Source organism: Bartonella sp. MM97QHHN (genome assembly GCF_042194285.1).
Lineage (GTDB): Bacteria > Pseudomonadota > Alphaproteobacteria > Rhizobiales > Rhizobiaceae > Bartonella.
The window spans coordinates 224,370-246,942 of the sequence record NZ_JBHIMS010000082.1 but is presented as its reverse complement, the minus strand read 5'-3'; the positions used below and the strand labels follow the sequence as shown (position 1 = coordinate 246,942).

Below are 22,573 nucleotides of genomic sequence, written 5' to 3'. Positions count from 1 at the left end.
TTTAAAATGAAGTTTACATTGTCGTGGTTAAAAGATCACTTAGAAACAAATGCATCTTTGAATGAAATTTGTGAAAAATTAACCGCTATCGGTCTTGAGGTTGATCACGTTGATGATCGGTCTTCTTTAAAAGGTTTTATGATTGCAAAAGTTTTAATAGCAATAAAACATCCTGATGCCGATAAACTTCAAATTTTATCAGTGGATACAGGAACTGCTACACCTGTTCAAGTTGTCTGTGGAGCACCAAATGCACGAGCAGGTCTTGTAGGTGTTCTGGCACTACCAGGCACTTATATCCCAGGACTTGATGTGACATTATCTGTAGGAAAAATCCGCGGGGTTGAAAGTTTTGGGATGATGTGTTCGCAAGCGGAGCTTGAATTATCAAATGAACATGAGGGAATTATCGAACTTCCAGAAGATGCACCTATTGGAGATTCATTTGCAGCTTATGCTGGTTTAGATGATCCGATCATTGATATTGGTTTGACCCCCAATCGTTCCGATTGTACAGGTGTTCGCGGTATTGCTCGTGATCTTTCTGCCGCTGGAATGGGAAAATTAAAAGAATTATCTTTGTCAAAATTTGAGCCTTCTTTTGAAACACCTCTCGATGTTTCATTAGATTTTTCGCAAGGTTCATCATTATGTTTAGGTTTCGCTTGGCGTGAAGTACGCAATGTTCAAAATGGCGAATCACCACAGTGGATGCAACAGCGTTTGAATGCAATTGGTTTGAGACCGATTAATGCGCTTGTTGATATGACCAATTACATCAGTTTTGACCTTGGTCGTCCACTCCATGTTTTTGATGCAGATAAAATTAAAGGTAATTTGTGTGTACGTTGCGCGCGTGAGGGAGAGCAGCTTCAAGCACTGAACGGAAAAATCTATCATCTGGGCGCTAAGAATTGTGTCATTGCAGATGATGAGGGGGTTGTTTCGATTGCCGGTATCATGGGCGGTGAAAGAACGAGTTGTGATGAAACAACACATCGCGTTATTATTGAATCGGCGCTTTGGGATGCGCGAAGCATTGCACAAACAGGAAGAGCATTAGGTCTTATCAGTGATGCACGTTATCGATTTGAACGAGGTGTTGACCCGGCTTTTATAGAAACAGGACTTGAGATTGCAACAGAATTGGTCTTACGTCTTTGTGGTGGTGAAGTATCTAAAAAGAGGATCGTTGGCTATCAGCAACAAGAAATCAAACAGATCGCTTTTCCTTTTTCTGAAATTAAACGTTTAACAAATTTGGAAATAGAGCCTGAAAAAGTCATCTCTATTTTAACAAAACTTGGATTTTTTGTTGAAGGAAAAGGAGATGTTATTACGGTAAAAGTACCATCATGGCGCCCTGATATTATGAGTAAAGCCGATTTGGTGGAAGAGGTTATGAGAATTTATGGGTTAGATAAAATTAAACCTATTCCTTTGGAAAACTTTGCAGAAGGAAAAGATCAAATTTTAACATGCGCACAAATTCGTTCACGTGCTACACGTTTGGCTCTAGTGCAACGTGGTATGAAAGAAGCGGTAACATGGTCTTTTATTTCTGAAAATCAAGCTCTTGCTTTTGGAGGAGGTCAAGAAGAGCTTAAATTAGTTAATCCTATTGCTGCTGATATGTCAATGATGCGTCCTTCCCTTTTACCTGGTTTGATTATAGCGGCACAAAGAAATGCTGATCGTGGTTTTTCCGATCTTGCTTTGTTTGAAGTTTCAAGTATTTATGAGGGCGACACCCCTGATAAACAACACCGTGTTGTTAGTGGAATTCGTCGCGGAACAGAGCAGTTTAAAGGGGCTGGGCGTTTTTGGAATGGAAATGCAACCGTCGTTGATGTTTTTGATGCCAAAGCAGATGCTTTAGCTATTTTAGAAGCATGCGATATGGATGTTGGGAAAGTGCAGATTGAAGTTGGAGCACCTGATTGGTATCACCCTGGTCGTTCAGGTGTCATAAAACTTGGATCAAAGATTATTCTTGGTTTTTTTGGTGTTTTTCATCCTGCTACATTAGAAAAGTTAGATGTCAGTGGACCTTTATGCGGCTTTGAAATTTTTCTAGACCGAATTCCAGAATCAAAGAAAAAAACGACCAAAAGCCGCCCTCCTTTGAAACTCTCACCTTTTCAAATGGTGCGGCGTGATTTTGCCTTTATAGCGGATAAAACTGTTGCCTCTTCTCTTATTATTCGGGCGGCAAGTGGAGCCGATAAAAAACTTATTCATTCAGTGCAGGTTTTTGATATTTTTGAAGATTTAAGCTTTGGTGAAGATAAAAAATCTGTTGCAATTGAAGTAACTATTCAGCCCATAGAACGGACTCTAACAGATGAAGATTTAGAAAAGCTTGCCTCAAAGATCGTGGATAATGTTACCAAAATGACAGGTGCATATTTACGCTACTGAGTATTCTCATTTTTTATGAGATATTTTACATGAAGTGGGAGCATTTTTGAGTGCTCCCTTTTTGTTTGGCATTCAAGAGCTATAGACCTTCTTGAAAGGGAACCTCCTTACCAAAACAAGCTGCTTAAATCATCAATTTTTTCAATATGAAAAAACTGTTTTTAAACATCTTGAAAAGTTATTTTTTCTCTTAATCCTTCATTGCAAATGTAAAAGATAACTGCTATTGCTAAATGATAATGCAAATTATTTGCAATAAAAAGAAGGCATATAAAGGAAAGAGAGAATCAATGAACGTAAGAACGTTTTTCACCATAGTTTTTGGAAGTGTTATTTTTTTTACACCCAATTTTGCTTTGTGTGCTGGTAAATTTAAAGCTGTTACGACATTCACTATCATTGCTGATATGGCACGCAATGTAGCAGGTGATGCCGCTGATGTTGAATCCATTACAAAACCAGGTGCGGAAATTCATGAATACCAACCCACCCCACGCGATCTTATGCGTGCTCAGGGAGCTAACCTTGTATTGTGGAATGGTTTAGAGTTAGAGCTTTGGTTTGAAAAGTTTTTTCAAAATATCAAGGATGTTCCAAGTGTTGTTGTTTCAAAAGGTATTATACCCATTAAAATTGGTGAGGGACCCTTTAGCGGTAAACCCAATCCTCATGCGTGGATGTCACCGACCTCTGCTTTGATTTACGTTGATAATATTCGCGATGCTTTTGTAAAATATGATCCTGAACATGCTGAAATTTATAAACAGAATGCTGAAATTTATAAACAGAAAATTCGTGCAACGATTGATCCAATTAGGGCTGAATTAGAAGCTGTACCGCAAGATAAACGTTGGCTTGTGACCAGTGAGGGGGCTTTTAGCTATTTGGCGCGTGATTTTGATCTAAAAGAACTTTATTTATGGCCCATCAATGCTGACCAACAAGGAACACCACAGCAGGTCAAGCATGTTATCGATATGGTTCGCAAATACAATATTCATGCAGTTTTTTCTGAAAGCACTATTTCCCCTGCGCCTGCCAAGCAGGTTGCCAGAGAAACAGGGGCTAAATACGGTGGTGTTCTTTATGTTGATTCTTTAAGTGAGAAAAATGGTGAGGTACCCACTTATATTGATTTATTACGTGTCACGAGTGGACGTATTAGCAATGCTTTAGTAGAGGGAGTAAAAAACCAATGACGGAATGTGGAATTTTTGCCCAAGGAGTAACGGTAACATATCGTAATGGACATACAGCTTTACGCGAAGTGAATTTTGAAAGTCCAAAGGGTTCTATTACGGCATTGGTTGGTGTTAATGGATCCGGTAAGTCAACGTTATTTAAAGCGATTATGGGGTTTGTACGCCCCTCAAAGGGAAAAATTCGTATGTTTGATTTGCCCGTTGATATAGCTTTGAAAAAAAATCTTATTGCTTATGTTCCTCAAAGTGAAGATGTTGATTGGAATTTTCCTGTCTTGGTTGAAGATGTTGTATTGATGGGGCGGTACGGTCATATGAATTTCTTTCGCTATGCCCGTACACAAGATTATGAAGCCGTTCGTATTGCCTTAGAACGCGTTGATATGTTGGCTTTTGCCAAGCGCCAAATTGGAGAACTTTCTGGTGGACAGAAAAAGCGTGTTTTTCTAGCGCGCGCTCTTGCACAGAAAGCAAAAGCTATTTTATTAGATGAGCCGTTTACAGGGGTTGACGTTACAACAGAAGATAAAATCATTGCTTTGTTACAAGATCTCCGTAAAGAAGGAGCAGTGATCTTGGTTTCAACTCACAATTTGGGTTCTGTTCGCGAATTTTGTGATCATACAGTTTTAATAAAAGGTACTGTTTTAGCTTCTGGGTTAACAGAAAAAATCTTTACAAAGGAAAATCTGGAGAAAACTTTTGGAGGGTCTTTGCACCACCATATTTTTGATCTTCAAACCACAAAAAAAATGATGTTTTCATGGGAAGAAAGCAGTCTGCAGTTTGTGAAGATATTGAAAGAGTGGAGCACGTTGCATGATTTCTTGGTTGCTTGAGCCACTGAGCTATCAATATATGGTGAATGCAATGTGGGTTTCTGGGTTAGTTGGGTGTGTTTGTGCCTTTCTTTCAGCTTTTTTGATGTTAAAAGGTTGGTCATTGATTGGTGATGCACTTTCCCATTCGATTGTTCCTGGTGTAGCAGGAGCTTACCTTTTAGGGTTACCTTTTTCACTCGGCGCTTTTTTTTCTGGTGGTCTTGCAGCAGCAGCAATGCTCTTTTTTAACCACCGGACAAAGCTTAAAGAAGATACCATTATTGGGCTCATTTTTTCTTCCTTTTTTGCCTTTGGGTTGTTTCTCAAATCATTAAAACCAATGGCTGTTAATATTGATACGATTGTTTTGGGAAATATTTTAGCAGTGAGTTCAACAGATATTCTACAATTGGCTTTTATCGGCTTTGTTTCGTTGCTTATATTGCTTTTGAAATGGAAAGATCTTCTTGTGTCATTATTTGATGAAACGCATGCGCATGCCATTGGATTAAACGTAAAATTTTTAAAGATTCTCTTTTTCACATTGCTTGCCGCTTGTACTGTTGCTGCGATGCAAACCGTTGGAGCATTCTTAGTCATTTGTCTTGTTGTGACACCTGGAGCAACGGCCTATCTTTTAAGTGATCGTTTCGTGAACATCTTGGTTATTGCAGTTGTAATTGGAACCTTCACAAGTGTCTTGGGTGTTTATGTGAGTTATTTTTTGAATGCACAAACAGGGGGGGTTGTAGTGCTTTTTCAAGCATCTTTATTTGTTTTGGCTTTTATTTTTGCTCCTAAACATGGGTTTATTGCTGCGCGCTTACGCATAAATGCGGCAAAAAAGGGTGTAATATTATCATGATTGATCAATTACTGCTTCCGTTTCAGTTTTCTTTTATGCTTAAGGGTATGCTTATTGTCATGATTCTTTCTATTCCCATGGCGATGCTTTCCTGTTTTCTTATTTTGAAAGGATGGGCGCTGTTAGGCGATGCCATTTCTCATGCAGTTTTTCCAGGTGTTGTTGTTGGTTATATGACAACACCATGGGTAATCGCATTTTTAACTTCTTTGCCATTTGCTTGGTTTCAGCATATGCGTCCAGAGAATATTACAATGACTTTGATTACTTGCGGTGCTTTTGTTGCAGGAATGGTGTGTGCACTATTAACGGGTTTTTTAGGGAGCAATAGCCGTATCAAACAGGACACGGTGATGGGTGTGGTCTTTTCTTCAATGTTTGGTTTGGGGCTTGTTTTAGCCACGTCTATTTATAGTAGCTTAGATTTGAATCATATTCTATTTGGTAATCTCTTGGGTGTTAACTGGCTTGATATAACGCAGACGGCAATCATTTCCGCTGTTGTCACTTTTATTTTAGCAGCAAAATGGCGCGACTTTATGCTGTATATTTTTGACACAGTTCAAGGACGTGCAATGGGGTTACCAATATCTCTACTCCACTATACCCTGCTAACGATGATTTCTCTTACAATTGTTGCAGCTTTGAAAGCTGTAGGTATCGTACTCGTTATTTCTTTACTGATAGCACCAGGAGCAATTGCCTATCTTGTCACAAAGCGGTTTTCTTTTATGTTAATGATCGCGATACTTGTTGCAGCTTTTTCTGGTTTTTTAGGGATTTATCTCAGCTTATTTATCGGCTCTGATTCTGCTTCCACAATTGTGTTGATCTTGACGTTGATTTTTATGGCTATTTTCATGATGATTTTCTTTCGTCGAAACACAGTTCAAGAGACTTGAAAGTGTTAAAATTCATGCATATCAGCCATGCATTTTTATATATTGTTTCTCATTTTTATTTTAATTAGAGTCCGGGGTGCTAGGTTATTTTTCCTCCTAATATCTAGCAGGTGAATGCAGTAAATTTTCTCCCCCCCAAAACTGCATTCTTAATTAAGAGGCTGCATTGATTTCTTCTGCAGCCTTTTTATTTTTTTGTTTTTCTAAAATCTCTCCTCTTTTCTTGAAATCATTTAAAATGATTATAATATTGTGTAAGCTATTCGGTATTTTCAAGGAACTTATAACAGCAAAGACACTTACACATGAAGGGGTAGAGCGTAATTGTGCACTCAGACATGTAAACAGAAAAAAACAGATACAATGTTTTTGTATAGGGTTTTGCGTAGAGGAAAATAGTACGAGAAAATGAAAAAAGATTTGAAGATATCGCACCCTTTACGTATCTGCTATTATATAGCAGGGTGGGCGATGGTTATATTAGGTATTATCGGTGTCGTATTACCTATTATGCCAACTGTGCCTTTTTTATTGGTTGCCTCATGGTGTTTTACGCGTTCTTCTCCACGTTTTCATCAATGGTTGAATAATCATCGTATTTTGGGTCCCCCTATTAAGCGATGGGAAGAAAAAAAAGCAATCTCTCCATTTGTTAAAGTTTTTGCAATGATGAGTATGACAGGAGGATTTTTATCCTTTTTTGTAATGCTACACCCTCCTTTGTGGATTTCTTTACTTGTTGCGGTTATATTATTGCTGATTGCCATTTATATTGTAACACGTCCATCTTCCTAATGATAAAAAAGGCTTTATGGGATACTCTTTTTAGCTTCGGCTTATTTGTAAAACTATGAGAACTTTTAAGTTTTGAATATAAGCTCTCCATTTCCAAAATGCATATGAAATAGCAAGCTTTTTGAACGCAATTAATTAATAATATGTTTGTGAAATAATTTTTATGAACAAAGAAAATTGTTTATGAACACTCAAAATGTTCTCTCTTGGTAAACAATGATAAATCACATTCATGGAAGAGAGTCTTTATTTCTGTAAAGCATGTTTGTATGAATCTCTACATATACATCATTAAAAAGTCATTGATATGATAGTCATTTCTTTCTAAAAGACATTTCGTTTTTTTCATATTTCTTAATGAGGATATAATACAAAGCTTACTAAACACCATCATTTTTATACTTATACAGTTAAGAAGCCGGTCTATTATATCAATCTTTAATGTTACATCTGTTATTAACTTAAGAATAATTCATAAGAAACAACAGAGTTTTTCAAATGGTTTTATATATACACGCATTCTTATTATAATATGCGAATAAATAATTTTTCTGTCTTTGTATAAAGCTTATTCGAAATAAAAATATTATTGCATTCTTTGTTTTTTAATGAAGTCATGCCCCTCAAGTAAAACAAAAGGTCTCCCAAATCATGTTATTTACACATTTATTTTTAATGAAACATTTCTCAACGCTTTACTCATTTCATAATAGCAGACTATACATGGATAAAGTAAAATCTCCTGTAACATGTATAAAATCTATTTGAGCACCATCATCCTTGCCTTGCAAAATACACACCGACAGTCACCATGCTATTTGTCATCCTCCAATGTTGCCTTAGTAATTCCTAATGCTACAATTATAGCTTGTCATCTGGTTTTGTATATTTTGACACTAAATTTTGTACCAATTTATTTTTTTCAAAGAGTTTAAAGATGTTCTCAAAGGGTTTTGAAAGCCTTTTCTCATTTTTACTTATGGAAACGCACTTTTTTCTGATTTTCGGTAATTTTTGCAATTTTAGGTGTCAAAATCTATTTTGATAAAACGCGCATTTAATGGTCAAAATTGTACATAAAAACAACAAATTACCACGTATTCCTACTTAATCCAACCTCTTCCTACTTAGTATAAAACCTACTGTCAAACTACAACAATAACCCTTAGAACTTGAAAACCTTCATACATGCAAGGAGATGAGTGTGCTTGATTTAACAGGGTTAAAATGAGAAAATCTCCTTGGCTAAACTTCCTTGGCACGTTAAGTGTTTTTTTAATGCGTCGTAAATACTTTTAAGTCTTATCTATCGCGCCTTATGTAAGTGAAGCGTATGCGTGGTAGGCCAAGTAGAATCTGCTCAAAAACAGCCGAACTGTTTACAGACCAGCAAAGGTTAAGAATCCTCATCCTTAGGGTAGAACAAAAATCAATCTTATAAACAATATGATGAGTCAATATACTTGTTTTAAAGAACCGGAAACTATGTCTTTATAGGTCTAGCAATTCGCTTTTTATTACCAAAAAAATTGAGATAACGTTGTACTTCTTTTGAATCACCAATCGTTTTTTCAGGATTATCTGAAAGTTTTACGGCTGGTCGACCATTGGCATAGGTCACCTTACAAACAAGGGAAAGAGCATCAAGAGTTTTGATTTCCTGAGGTGCACAGCCTGTAAAATCATTGGTAAGATCCGTGCCCCATCCAAAACTCATGCGCACTCTACCATGGAAATGATGATAGGTTTTTTCAATTGTATTGACATCAAGAGCATCAGAAAAAATTAAAAGTTTTTTGCGTGGATCTTTTCCTTTTTCTTTCCACCATTGAATAATACGTTCGCCACCTTCAATAGGGGGCGCACTATCGGGTCTGAAACCCGTCCAATCAGCAACCCAATCTGGTGCATTGCGTAAAAATTCTTCTGTACCAAAGGTATCAGGTAAAACAATGAGAAGATTTCCACCATAATAACGATTCCAATCTTGCAAGACTTGATACGGAGCTCTGCGTAATTCATCATCGTTGTTGCTGAGAGCCGCAATAACCATAGGCAATTCGTGTGCATTGGTTCCAAGAGCTTCTAAATCCGTATCCATGGCAAGAAGAACATTAGAAGTTCCAGTAAAAGAATGACCAATGCCTTCTTTTAATGCTTCCACACACCAGCGCTGCCATAAAAAAGAATGGCGGCGCCTTGTCCCAAAGTCAGATATTTTAATATCAGGCAATTTTTTGAGACGTTCAACTTTACTCCACATTTTTGCTTTAGCACGCGCATAAAGTACATCAAGAGCAAAACGATCTAGTTTTTTGAGAGCAGCACGTGAACGTAATTCACTAATAATAGCAAGGGCAGGAATTTCCCACATGGAACTATGGGCCCAGGGTCCATGAAAATGAAGGATATATTGGCCATCTTTGCGGGTGAGTTCATATTCTGGGAGTTGAAAATTCTCAAGCCACTGAAGAAAATCCGGTTCAAAAATTTGTTTGCGTCCATAAAATGTATTACCAGCAAGCCAGATCATTTCTTTTTTTGTAAAGCGCAAACTAAGAGCATGATCAAGTTGAGCACGTAATTCACTCTCATCAATATCATCGGCAAGACGTATTGTTTTAGAGCGACTTATGAGGGAAAAAGTAACATTAACATTAGGGTATAACCCCCAAATCATCTGCACCATAAGAAGCTTATAAAAATCCGTATCAAGAAGTGACCGAATAATGGGATCAAGCTTCCAAGTGTGATTGTAAACACGTCTAGCAATATCCGGATGATTCATAACCTTTTTCTTTCATTTTCATAAAATCTAAAATATTATGCACCAACACGGCTAATATAGACGGTGCAATATAACAACTCTACAGTTTTGGGCAAGAATAAAAAGCCTGCTCTCTTTTTTCATCTTTAAGATTTGACAATACGCATAATTTCATGCTGACCTGTTTTTTGTAACTTTATCCCTATATGAACTTCGGTATATTCTTTGCTATTAACATAGAGCATATTTTTAGGTCCCCATTTTACTTTAATGCGATAAACGGCATCATAAAACTTCATTGTTGCTTCATATTTTGGCCAAATAGAGGGTAAATGTGGCTGCAAAAACAATAGGTCTCCCTGACGCTGTATTCCAAGAATAGCTTGTGTTGCGGCGCGATAAAACCAACCGGCTGAACCTGTATACCAAGTCCAACCGCCTTGACCACATCGTGGTTCAACAGCATAAATATCTGCGGCCATCACATAAGGTTCAACACGATAAATTTCAGGATCTTGTCCATGGGTAATTGGGTTTATCATAGAAAATAAAGCATAAGCTTTATCGTTTTGTTCCATTTCAGCCAACGCAAAAATACTCCAAATGGCACCATGCGTGTATTGACCACCATTTTCTCGAATTCCTGGAGGATAACCTTTTATATAACCAGGCTCGAGCGTACTTTTATCAAAAGGCGGCCAAAAAAGGCGAATGAGTCCGCCTTTTTTATCATAGAGCTGTTCCAACATTGATTTCATCGCTTGTTTTTGACGTTCAGGCGATGCCATTTGAGAAATGACAGCCCAAGATTGAGCAATGGTATCAATTTGACATTCATCATTGATTTTAGAGCCAAGAGGTGTTCCATCATCAAAATAACCACGTCGATACCAAGCACCATCCCAACCGTTTTTCTCTAGGGATTTTGTTAAATGTTCAAGGTACGTACTCCATATTTGCATATGGCTATTATCACCACGTTTTTGGGCTAAAGAGATAAATGCTTGTAATGTGTACCCAAGAAACCATCCTAACCAAATGCTTTCGCCTTTTCCTTCCACACCAACCAAATTCATACCATCATTCCAATCCCCACCTAAAATAAGAGGGAGACCATGTGGTCCGCAGCGTTTAATGGCAAGGTCTAAAGCTAAAGCACAATGTTCATAAACTGTTGCAACCTTTGAGGATTGGGTGGGTTGAAAATAAGCATCCTGTTGCCCACTTTTGAGAACATCACCTTCAATAAAAGGAATGAGCGTATCAAGAAAAGCGTCATCACCAGTGGTAGTGACATAAAGAGCTGTTGCATATGCAAGCCAAACGATATCATCAGAAATGTATGTACGAACACCAGCATTTGTGTCAGGCAACCACCAATGTTGCACATCACCTTCAAGAAATTGGTGCGCTGCTGCATTTAACAATTGTTCACGTGCTAATTGTGGTTCCAGCAATAACAAAGACAAGCTATCTTGTAACTGGTCACGAAAACCAAATGCACCACTCGCTTGGTAAAAGCCTGCGCGTGCCATGATGCGGCATGCGTAGATTTGATAAGGAAGCCAATGGTTGACCATAAGATTAAAAGAAGCATCAGGTGTTTTGACTTGGAAAGGAGAAACAAAATCACTCCATTGCTGTTTTTGTTTTGTGAGCTGAATTTCAAAATCACTTGTACGTACTTGATTGAGTAATTTTTCAGCTTCTTGCCTATTTTCAGCACTACCAAGATAGAATATGATTTCTTTTGTTTGCCCTGGTTGAAGATCAATATCATAAGCGAATGCTGAACAAGGATCACATCCTGCTTCAATGGTATTCGAAAGAGCACCGGCTTTACGGATCGCATTTGGACGTGTTACGGTTCCCGTTGCACCAATAAATTCAGCGCGATTGGTCGTAGTGCTGGTTGGCATTTCGGATGCTGATAAAAATGTAACTTGTTGAGATTTCTCGATGTGATAGGGATTTTGAATAAAATGTGCACCCCATCTGTCCTCATAAGAGGAAACAATAAAGGGGGCATATTTTGTACGGACATTTCCCAAAACCCATTCAACATAATTATAAAGGCGTAAACTGCGTGGTTTTTTCCCTTCATTCGTAAGGATAAGACGTGAAAAGCGAATAGGTTTTTCGGGATCAAGTGTATGAGTCAGTTCTAATGCGATTTCTGAATGTGTTGATTTAAAAGTTGAGAATCCAAACCCATGACAAGCCTCATAGACAATATTTTCGTCACATTCAACAGTAGAAACGGGTGAGAAACGTTTTAAAGACTGGCGATCAACCAGATAAAGAGCTTCTCCTGGTCGGTTAGACGTTGGATCATTCGCCCAAGGAGTTAGTTGATAATCGCGGCTATTGTTAGCCCAAGTAAAAATTGCACCTTCAGCAGAGACATGAAAACCAAATCTGTGATTAGCAATGACATTAATCCACGGATGCGGTGTAGTGGTACGTCCATGAAGACGTATTACATAATGATTGTGCTGATTAAAACCACCGTAACCATTCCAATATCTTAGATCTTCTCCATTTGGGAGAAAAGAGGATGGTTTTTGTTGGCTAATAAGACCAATGGAAGAAAAAAGATTTTGTTCAGTTTGTGTTGTAAATTGCTGTCCTTCGTTATATCTTGGCAAGTTTAATTGATCATAAGATTCTTGATAATTTTTACGAACTGTGAGATTAAAATCATTCTCATCAAGTCGTTTAAGTTGTTCAGATAAAGAGCCATTTTGGGCATCAAGAACGATACGCGCTGATGCAAGAAGCGTTTTAAAACTATTTTCACTCATTTGATCGCGTCGAAGCATGAAAATATGTTGGCGTTCATCTGCTTTTTGCGTGTGGTGATAATAAGATTCACAGACCCACTCAAGAGCGCGTTGTGTATTTTGTATGTAGGAAAATGTTTGTTCATTAAGAATGACCAAATCAACAATGAGTCCGCGCATACGCCAATATTCATGTGCTTTAAGGAGCTCGCGCAGTACAGTTATATTTCCCTCGTTATTTAATCTAAGAAGACAGAGTGGATTGTCTCCTGAGATAGACATAGGCCAAAGATTAGACTTTTTTCCTATCGTTTTTGCTAATATTTCAGAAGGAAGACGCCACGTTCTTTCTGGATAAATAAGCGGTGTTGCATATTTTTGATAGATAATAGCTTCTTTAAGCTGGGTTCCGCTCTGATACAGTGCGACTTGTGAGCGCGTCCATGCCATTGAAAGTTCTTTTTGAAACATATCAGGTTGTCGATAATGTTTAATATGATTATTTAGCGCTTCTTTTGTATGAGCAGCAAAAGTCCAAAAAATAAGTTCTGCTTTTTCATGGGCTGAAATTTTTATACGGCATCGCAATGACATAACAGGGTCAAGAACACAACCTTGACTATTACTGAAACGAGCATTTTGGTCAAATGCAGTGGGCCGATGAATGGATCGCCCCCGACCAATAAACAGAGAGCGATCTGTTTCAGCTTCTGTCTCTTGGAGAATATCTGTTGTACTAGAAACAAAATGGGCAACATAGATTTCAGGATCACTAGGCGAGCGTTTGCGCCTTTTGGCAAAAATTGTTTTACCTTCTTCAGTAATTTCTGTCTCTATAAACATACGGGAAAAAACAGGATGAACTTGGTCTGTATCCATCGTTGCAAGCGCTAATTCACCATAAGAAGTCACTTCAATGAGTCGGTCTTTATTTGTCGTATTCATCAATTGAATACGTCTCCCTTCGCCACATCCTTCAGATGTAATAAGACATTCAAGTGTTGATTTAATACCATCAACCATTTTTGTATATTCAGCCTTTTCATCTGTAAAAATGCTGACAGCTTCTTCTTCAATAACACGTGTTGGCTCACCAGTAACAGACCACCACCGTCCACTATGCGTATCACGTAAGAAGAATAAAGTACCTTGTTGATCTTCTGTTGCATCAGGAATAAAGCGCGTAATCGCATAATCGTGCCAACGGCTGTAACCAGAACCATTCGCTGTTAACATGGTAGAATAAAAGCCATTAGACAAAAGTAAAGTTGCTCGTGGTTTGAGTAACGGGTTTGTAATAATGCGCAAAGGGGCTGCGTCAAATGCTTGAGACTTATTGCGCATACGATTAACAGCTTTGGTATGAATAATAGGAATGAGATGAGGCGCTCTTTCCTGTAAGAGCAATTGTGTTGCTTCAATAACGGGATCACGGTGAAAACGATCACGCATTCGCCCTTGAAAAATAACATTGTTAAGAGCAAGAATAGACATACCATGATGGTGCGCATAATAATTGCGTACAATGGCGTATTTTTCCCCTGTTTTCACGCGTGTTGGAGTAAAATCAACAGAGTCATAATAACCATATGTTCCTAAAGCTCCAAGATCACGGAGTCGTTTTAAATTAGCGACAGCGCAAGCAGGAGCATATTGTGCCGCTAGAAGGCTGGCATAGGGAGCAATGACAGCATTGCGTGAAAGACCACGTTGGAGTCCGAGGTTTGGAACACCAAAATGAGCGTATTGGTAATTCATTAAATGATCGCGAGCATTAAATGCGGCTTCTGAAATACCCCATGGAAATTCCCGTTTATGGGCATATTGTATTTGACAACGAATAATCAATCGATTTGTTTGATCTAAGAGAGACCCTAAAGGTTCATGCATTACGAGAGATGGCATAAGATATTCGAACATTGATCCAGACCATGATAGGAGTGCACCTTTCCCACCTATGGGTACGAGAAGTCGACCAAGACGAAACCAATGTTTAAGTTTTATATCTCCTTTTGCGATGGCAAAAAAGCTTGCAAGACGTGCTTCTGAAGCAAGTAGGTCATAACAATTTTCATCGAGTTTGTTTTCTTGAACACGATATCCAATGGATAAGAGATGCCGTTTAGGCTGTTCTAAAAAGTCAAATTTCATATCAAAGGCTATTTGCCGTGCCATTATAGCCAGCCTGTTTAGGTTTTTACGTAATTTTTCAGTATCACAATGAGCAGTCGCATCATGATGATGAGCGTTACAGGTGTCGATAAGGCATTTAGCCCAAGAAAGCGCACGAGCAGATTCTATCGTTTGAATTTTGTGGTCAAGTTCACCGACTAAGTGCACAATATCGTGGGCTGCAAGTGAAAGATCTATGATGTGAGAAGGGACCGTATTTTCTTGTTCTAAAAAAGTGAAGACAGAGTCATGAAAACGAGTGATGTTTTCTTCGATTTTTTGGCGTAAAGAGCGTAAACTGGGTTGATGATCTGGAACTTCTCTGACAGTTTCTTCAAGAATAGCAAGAACATCCGATAAGCCTTCTCGATCACTTTGGAAAAAAAGAGGCGGTTTTTCAGCCCATTCACTTAAAGCAGAAGAGAGTGTTACCAAATGACCGGCAAGATTTCCTGAATCAACGGTTGATACATAAGTAGGCAAAAGAGGCCTGAGTGTCTCCGTTTCATACCAATTATAGAGATGACCACGAAACTTTTCCATTTTTGTAAGAGAGCGTAATGTACATTCAATACGGGTGATGGTCTCTTCAAAACCAATCCAGCCAAAATCACGTGCTGCAATAATAGAAAGGAGATAAACGCCAATATTCGTAGGCGATGTACGTTGAGCAACAAGAGGTTCAGGATCTTCTTGAAAATTATCGGGAGGCAGATGGTTGTTTTGTGCATTGACAAAGGTTGTATAATAAAGCCATGTCCGCCGTGCAATAGAGCGAAGTTTTTTTTCATCTTTTGAAGAAAGATCAAGGCTATCTTGAAAGGTTGAAGGTTGACTCACAATCCAAGCAATAAAGGGTGAAAAAAACCATGCTATCCCAAAAGGCAAAGCAACCAAGCTTGCAAAACTATCAGAAAAAAGAGGGAGTGCTATAGTAAGAATACCAATAAGCGATGCTGGTGCCATTGTAAAAACATAGACACGCAAACTATTGGGCATTGATTTTGTTGCGGCAGAAGTTTTCCATTCAAGAAGATGCTGGTTTGAAATCGTCATACGATAGAGTGTACGAATAATCGCATCGGTCATAAAATACGCCGAATGAGCAAGAAACGTCGTTTTAAGAAATATATCAGCGCTTGTAAGAGCAATTTTGTTCCAAATTAATTGAAAATGTCCACGCAAAGAATGATCTATATTGGATGAGACAAGCGTTTTTAATACACATAGAATGGGTGAAATGAAGGAGCTAAACAACAAGAATAGTTGCCAGACGATTGCACTCTTTAAAGACAAAAAAGCCCATCCTGCAAATGCTGCGATTAACCACATAAGTGGAGTGAGAGAACGACGTAAATTATCCTGCATTTTCCAACGCGTCACGGAACTTATTTGACGGTGGGAAAAAAGATAAGGCAAAAGCTGCCAATCACCGCGGACCCAACGATGATAACGCATAACATCAATATTGTAAGCGGTTGGATAGTCTTCAATGACTTCTATGCTACTTACCAGAGCAGTACGAGCATAACCTCCTTCTAAGAGATCATGACTAAGAGTAGTATTTTCTTTAATTTTGCCATCAAGCGCTTGTTCAAATGCATCAATATTATAAAGACCTTTACCGATAAAGGTGCCTTCTCCTAAAAGATCTTGATAAGTATCAGAAACAGCAAAAACATAAGGATCAATGCCACGGTTTATAGAAAAAACCCGTTGGAGAATTGATGTTTTTTTTCCTGTTGTAAGAGAAGGAATAATGCGTGGTTGTAAAATGCTATAGCCCTTTACAACCTTTCCACTTTGTAGATCAAAAACGGGATGATTGAGTGGATGGTTAAGCTTTCCAACAAGTTTCGCGACGCTCTCTGGAGTAAGACGTGTATCACAATCCAGCGTCATAACAAAACGGCAATCCATAGGAAGACGTGGATTGGGAGGATAAAAGCTTGTATTTTTATCGCCTCTTAAGAGTCGATTAAGTTCATGAAGTTTTCCTCGCTTTCGTTCCCATCCCATCCAACATTTTTCGCTTGTATTATAAAGGCGTCGGCGATGTAAAAGGAAAAAAAGCGGAAGTTCATCACGATGATAACGATTATTGAGTTTATCAATATTCTTTTGCGCATAGTGCAATAAATCAAGATCATCTTGCGTTTCTCTCAATGGAGCATCCACCCAATCTGTAATGAGTGCAAAATGAATGGCACCTTTAGGATTGGAAAGATAGTGCACTTCAAGATTGCGCACTTGTTCATCAATATCATCGCGTGATGTCATCAAAGTAGGTACAACAACCATTATCCGTGCATGTTTTGGAATACCTTCTTTATATTCATAACCAATGAGTTGTCTTGATGGGACAAACCACGAAACAACAGTATTAAATAAAGCAAAAGCAGCATCGATAGCAGGAAAAAGCGCCAATACAGTAAAGCAAAAAGACATCCATTGTGTCATGCCAGATAGCTGTAAAAGGGCGTAAATTACAAGCAAAAGAGCAAGCGTCAGAAAAGAGACAGGAATGGCGATGACTCTCAATTTTGAGCAACAGGAAGCGCGTGTCCATTTTATGAGAAAGGGCGGAATATATCCACAAGCCTTTTCAAATATACCACAACCATCATCAACAAGGTACCACCCCACACAAGAATGATGAGGCATATCTTTAGAAGTGGAATTTGCCATTTCTACAACTTTATGTGCAACTTCCAGTTCACTAAGAGGCGAAAAGCGAGAAACTTTTTCAATGACTTGTCGATAAATATTGCGTGAGTGAGCATCAATTTCAGAAAAATCACTATTTTTACGCAAAATAGAATCGACACAACTCACTGTTTCAAACCATGCTGTCCAATCAACATCATCTATAGCTTTAAGAGCACGGATAATATTACCCATGGTCACACCATCTGCTGCTTGTCGGGTATGTTCATCGGCTGTTGCAATCTCTAAGCTACTGCCTTGGCTTTTCAATTGCTTTTCAAGCCAAGTTAATGCTACGGTTGAATCGACAGATGCACTGCGCAGGCGATAGAATAAATGTGCTGAAAAAGTTGGATCAACAATAAATGATTTATACTGCGTAAAAAGAGAGTGTAGATTTGTTTTATTTTTTACAAGAGAAATTTTATCTGCAACTTGACTAGCAAGATGGCGCATATGTCGTGCTTTTTCGATACGTACTGAAAGACGACGGACATTTTCAATGAGCAGCATTTGCATAACTGAAGGAAGAGCACACAATTCACCAATTGTGAGCGCACAAACTTCTTGAAATCCGTTGGTCATAGCAGTGAGTGTTTCTTGTGAAAAGCTGCTATCGGTATGCGCAATATAAAGCCAAGTTAAAGCAAAAATTCGTGGTATTCCGGCTTTGTGTGTAGAAAGAGGAAGTTGCTTTATGAAGGACTTGGGTAGATTACAACGTAGCTTTTGTATGGTTTTATCAATGGTGTAATGATTATCAATGAGCCATTGAGCAGATGGTGCGATAGTTTCATCATTTCGAGCAGCAAAATCACTGGTATGAAAGGCATGAAGAATAAGTTTAGCATTTTCATTCAATCTCTTGCGAAAATCTCCTACTCCTTCATATTCAGGGAGTAAAATTTCTTTACCAGAAGCTATATCATGCCCTAAGTTATAAAGATCTTCCTGTACCTTATAAATTGCACGAAGAGGAAAATCCGTATTAATAAAATGATCTTTTTTCTCTTTTTGAGAAAAAAAGCACTTTATGAAAGGTATTATGCACGTCATAGTGTCCCATTGTTATTCAATTACATCGTTTTTTATTTAAATTTTAAGCATTTTATCTGAATAGTGAACCGTTGTTAGATAAAAAACAAACTTTTTGTTTTTATTTGCAAGCATTTATAATTTTTGTTTCAATAATTTAAAAATAAGCAGACAATTTTTTTAGAAAATAAAAAGGTCACTCCTAATGAGTGACCTTAATAATAAAACCAACTTTAATGATTGATGATTAATCTTGTTCTTGTTTTTTCAAAGCTGCACCCAAAATATCACCAAGAGAAGCACCTGAATCTGTAGAACCATATTGTGCAACAGCTTCTTTTTCTTCTGCAATTTCTAAAGCTTTAATCGATACTGAAATTTTACGTGTTTTTTTATCAAATGCTGTGATGCGAGCATCAACCTTTTGCCCAATTGCGAAACGCTCAGGACGTTGCTCATCACGATCACGCGCAAGATCAGCACGCCGAATGGTTGTCTCAAGGTTGTGGTCAATCAATTTCACACCAATGTCATTGTCGTTAACAGCAATCACTTCGCATGTTACAACTGCACCTTTTCGCAATTCGCCAGAAGCAGCTGCTTCTCCAACTTTATCACTGGAAAGCTGCTTAATTCCAAGAGAAATGCGCTCTTTTTCAATATCAACATCAAGGACCACAGCTTTAACGATATCGCCTTTATTGTAAGTATCAATAACTTGTTCACCAGGACGATTCCAATCAAGATCAGACAAATGAACCATACCGTCAACATCGCCTTCAAGCCCAATAAACAGACCAAATTCTGTTTTATTTTTGACCTCTCCTTCAATTTGCGAATTGACAGGAAATTTATTGGCAAAAGCTTCCCATGGATTTTCAAATGTTTGCTTTAAGCCAAGAGAAATACGCCGTTTAGAAGGATCAATCTCAAGAACAACCACTTCTACTTCTTGTGATGTAGACAGAATTTTTCCAGGATGAACATTTTTCTTTGTCCAGCTCATTTCAGAAACATGGATCAGCCCTTCAATTCCTGGTTCAATTTCAACAAAACCACCGTAATCAGTAATGTTGGTAACAGCACCCGTAATTTTTTTACCAATCGGATACCGGACACTGATGCTTTCCCAAGGATCACTTTCAAGCTGTTTCATTCCAAGAGAAATACGGTGCGTATCTTGATTAATGCGAATAATCTGCACTTTAATCGTTTGGCCAATTGTGAGCACTTCAGATGGGTGATTAACACGCCGCCATGCCATATCTGTAACGTGCAAGAGACCATCAATCCCACCAAGATCAACAAAGGCACCATAATCTGTAATATTTTTCACCACACCTTCAACGATTTGGTTTTCTTCAAGATTTTGTACGATTTCTGAACGTTGCTCAGCGCGACTTTCTTCTAAAACAGTGCGGCGTGAGACCACAATATTGCCACGACGACGATCCATCTTCAAAATTTCAAAGGACTGTGAATTATGCATGAGAGGTGAAACATCACGAATGGGACGAATATCAACTTGGCTGCGAGGCAAGAAAGCAACGGCACCATCAAGATCGACTGTAAAACCACCTTTTACTTGGCTAAAGATCACTCCATCAACGCGTGCACCAGCATTGAATTTTTCCTCCAAACGGACCCAACTTTCTTCGCGCCGTGCTTTTTCACGCGATAAAACAGCTTCACCCATCGCATTTTCAATGCGTTCAATGTAAACCTCAACTTCATCGCCAACTTGCAAAGAACCATCTTTTGCTTTAGCTCCAAATTCTTTGAGAGGAATACGTCCTTCGACTTTAAGACCAGCATCAATAATGGCCATGTCTTTTTCGATTGCAATAACACGACCTTTAACAACAGATCCTTCATTAAGATCATTAGTTTGAAAAGATTCTGTTAAAAGGGCTTCAAAATCCGCTGTTGTGGGATTGTATTGTGACATAGGAACTCCTAATATATACCTTGTATTATAAGGTATGAGCGCTAGGTTAGTGTTAACATAAATAACTCCCTAGCCTTTTTCCTTGAATAAAGGAAAAAAAGTTAGCGCTAGGCTGGAAGTTACCTTAACGAATTTATCCAATTATATGCATTTTTATGATTGGATCAATAAAGCTGCATGCAATTTCAAATGTTGCTTCTATACTCAATTCTGACGTATCAAGCAAGTGGGCGTTTTTTGCTGGTTTTAGTGGACTTTGTTTGCGCGTTATATCGCGACTGTCGCGCTGTTCAAGTTGAGCTAGGATTTCATGATAATTTGCTTGAACACCTTTTTTTAAAATCTCTTGGTAGCGGCGTTTGGCGCGTGTTTGAACATTGGCTAGAATATAAAACTTGATATCGGCATCAGGACAAACAATCGTTCCGATATCACGCCCATCAAGCACACAGCCGGGCAAAACTTTAGCAAAGTTGCGTTGTTTTTCGACAAGAATTTTGCGTACAGCAGGGTTAATTGCTATTTTTGAAGCCGCTTCACCAAGTTCATGAGAAGAAAGAAGAGCAGGATTTAAGGTGTTAAAATCAAGTCCTTTAGCATAAATAATAGCATTTTTTTCATCATTAAGAGCTAAATTTTGCTGTAAAAGCGTATGAGCAACACTACGATAAGTAAGACCAGTATCGAGATGACGAAGGCGATAATGTGCAGCAATTTTGCATGCTAAGGTTCCTTTGCCTGAGGCAGCAGGTCCATCAATGGCGATAACAAAAGGCTTCACGCGATTTTTCCCCCAAGTTGTTTTATAAAAGGAATAAATTCTGGAAAGCTCGTAGCAATCATTCGTTTATCATCAATGGTAACAGGTTTTTCTGATACAAGCCCAAAAATGAGAAAACACATAGCAATTCGATGATCAAGATGTGTGGCAACATACCCACCCCCCAAACCTTTGGCAGAACCTTTTCCATAAACAATAAGAAAATCTTGACCTTCTTCACAGTCTACGCAATTAATTTTTAATCCTTGAGCAACAGCAGACAATCGATCTGATTCTTTTACACGCAATTCTTCAATTCCTAGCATAACTGTTTTGCCTTCTGCAAAGGCTGCTGCTACTGCCAAAGCAGGATATTCATCTATCATCGATGAAGCACGTTCTTTGGGCACCGTAACGCCTCTAAGGACCGATGATTTTATCCGTAGATCAGCAACATCCTCTCCACCTGTTTGACGTCGGTTCAAAAATTCAATTTGAGCACCCATTTCCCACAATGTTTCGATAAGTCCTATTCGAGAGTTATTTATCAAAACATTTTCAATGGTGATATCAGAGTCTTCTATAAGAAGGGCTGCGATAATTGGAAAAGCAGCAGAAGAAGGATCACCCGGAATATGAATCGTTTGTCCAGTAAGATGGGGTTGACCATTAAGATGAATCAAACGCGCACCTTCGTTATCTTTTTCTATTTCAAGTTGCGCACCGAATGCTTTTAACATTTTTTCCGTATGATCTCGTGTCAGAACTGGTTCAATAACAGTTGTAGTGCCGGCGGTATTGAGTCCAGCAAGCAGGATTGCTGATTTAATTTGGGAGGAAGCTATTGGAACACGATAACGAATCGGATTAGCCATTTTCGGACCATAAAGCGTTAAAGGAAGGTGATCGTCGCGCGTTGCCTCAATTTCAACCCCCATGAGACGCAGTGGATCAAGGATACGTCCCATTGGACGTTTAGAGAGAGAAGCATCACCAATAAAGGTTGTTTTCATATGATACGGACCAACCATTCCCATAACCAAACGAGCACCTGTTCCAGCGTTTCCAAAGTCTAAAGGTTTTTGTGCAGCTAAAAGGCAACCATTCCCTGTTCCTCGTATGATCCAGAAGTCTTCTTTTTTAATAATACAGGCACCCATAGCTTGCATAGCAGCAGCTGTATTGAGTACATCAGCGCTTTCAAGTAATCCATGAATATATGTCTCACCACTTGCTAATCCTCCCAATATAAGAGAGCGATGAGAGATTGATTTATCTCCTGGTATTTGAATTTTTCCAGAGAGACTACTCGATTTATAGGTGGTTATAGGGATTGCTTTTTGCATGGAAATTCTATTTAATTCTATCTAACTTTTATCAAATTGTGCATCCTTTA

Annotated in this window: 10 protein-coding genes and 1 pseudogene; 6 read left to right on the top strand and 5 right to left on the bottom strand. The window is 38.4% G+C overall.

What is annotated here, in order from left to right; all coding sequences use genetic code 11:
* Positions 1 to 6: 6 nt before the first annotated feature.
* From pheT to ACFIJW_RS06430, 6 genes and pseudogenes are all read left to right on the top strand, one after another.
* Positions 7 to 2,421, top strand: a complete 2,415-nt coding sequence (gene pheT / locus ACFIJW_RS06455; RefSeq protein WP_375633687.1) for a phenylalanine--tRNA ligase subunit beta — start codon at positions 7 to 9, stop codon at positions 2,419 to 2,421.
* Between the two features lie 290 nt (positions 2,422 to 2,711).
* On the top strand, positions 2,712 to 3,620 hold the full coding sequence (locus tag ACFIJW_RS06450) for a metal ABC transporter substrate-binding protein (protein WP_375620851.1): 909 nt from the start codon (positions 2,712 to 2,714) through the stop codon (positions 3,618 to 3,620).
* A pseudogene (locus ACFIJW_RS06445) lies at positions 3,617 to 4,446 on the top strand (manganese/iron ABC transporter ATP-binding protein). The gene ACFIJW_RS06450 and the pseudogene ACFIJW_RS06445 overlap by 4 nt, the downstream one beginning before the upstream one ends.
* Entirely contained in the window at positions 4,443 to 5,309 is an 867-nt protein-coding gene (locus ACFIJW_RS06440) for a metal ABC transporter permease (protein WP_375611406.1), read from the top strand. Before ACFIJW_RS06445 ends, ACFIJW_RS06440 begins: the two are co-directional and overlap by 4 nt.
* Positions 5,306 to 6,211 carry a metal ABC transporter permease gene (locus ACFIJW_RS06435; protein WP_273790250.1) on the top strand — a complete coding sequence of 302 codons (906 nt, stop codon included), beginning with the start codon at positions 5,306 to 5,308 and terminating at the stop codon, positions 6,209 to 6,211. The genes ACFIJW_RS06440 and ACFIJW_RS06435 overlap by 4 nt, the downstream gene beginning before the upstream one ends.
* Positions 6,212 to 6,619: 408 nt before the next feature.
* Positions 6,620 to 7,006: a YbaN family protein gene (locus ACFIJW_RS06430; protein ID WP_375633686.1), complete on the top strand. Its 387-nt coding sequence runs from the start codon at positions 6,620 to 6,622 to the stop codon at positions 7,004 to 7,006.
* 1,483 nt (positions 7,007 to 8,489) lie between these two features.
* On the opposite strand, the gene pncB is transcribed toward ACFIJW_RS06430, so the two are convergent.
* The 5 genes from pncB to aroA all read right to left on the bottom strand — a co-directional run bounded on the left by pncB (position 8,490) and on the right by aroA (position 22,523).
* A complete protein-coding gene (gene pncB, locus ACFIJW_RS06425) occupies positions 8,490 to 9,794 on the bottom strand; it encodes a nicotinate phosphoribosyltransferase (RefSeq protein ID WP_375633685.1) in 1,305 nt (434 codons plus the stop codon).
* Between the two features lie 125 nt (positions 9,795 to 9,919).
* Positions 9,920 to 18,490, bottom strand: coding sequence for a GH36-type glycosyl hydrolase domain-containing protein (locus tag ACFIJW_RS06420; RefSeq protein WP_375633684.1), 8,571 nt, complete (start codon positions 18,488 to 18,490; stop codon positions 9,920 to 9,922).
* A gap of 226 nt (positions 18,491 to 18,716) precedes the next feature.
* The gene (rpsA, locus tag ACFIJW_RS06415) at positions 18,717 to 20,417 is read right to left on the bottom strand and encodes a 30S ribosomal protein S1 (RefSeq protein WP_026500132.1); all 1,701 of its coding nucleotides are present in this window, start codon (positions 20,415 to 20,417) and stop codon (positions 18,717 to 18,719) included.
* 133 nt (positions 20,418 to 20,550) lie between these two features.
* Positions 20,551 to 21,198 carry a (d)CMP kinase gene (gene cmk / locus ACFIJW_RS06410; RefSeq protein WP_375633683.1) on the bottom strand — a complete coding sequence of 216 codons (648 nt, stop codon included), beginning with the start codon at positions 21,196 to 21,198 and terminating at the stop codon, positions 20,551 to 20,553.
* Positions 21,195 to 22,523 carry a 3-phosphoshikimate 1-carboxyvinyltransferase gene (aroA, locus tag ACFIJW_RS06405; protein ID WP_375633682.1) on the bottom strand — a complete coding sequence of 443 codons (1,329 nt, stop codon included), beginning with the start codon at positions 22,521 to 22,523 and terminating at the stop codon, positions 21,195 to 21,197. The genes cmk and aroA overlap by 4 nt, the downstream gene beginning before the upstream one ends.
* Positions 22,524 to 22,573: the final 50 nt, after the last annotated feature.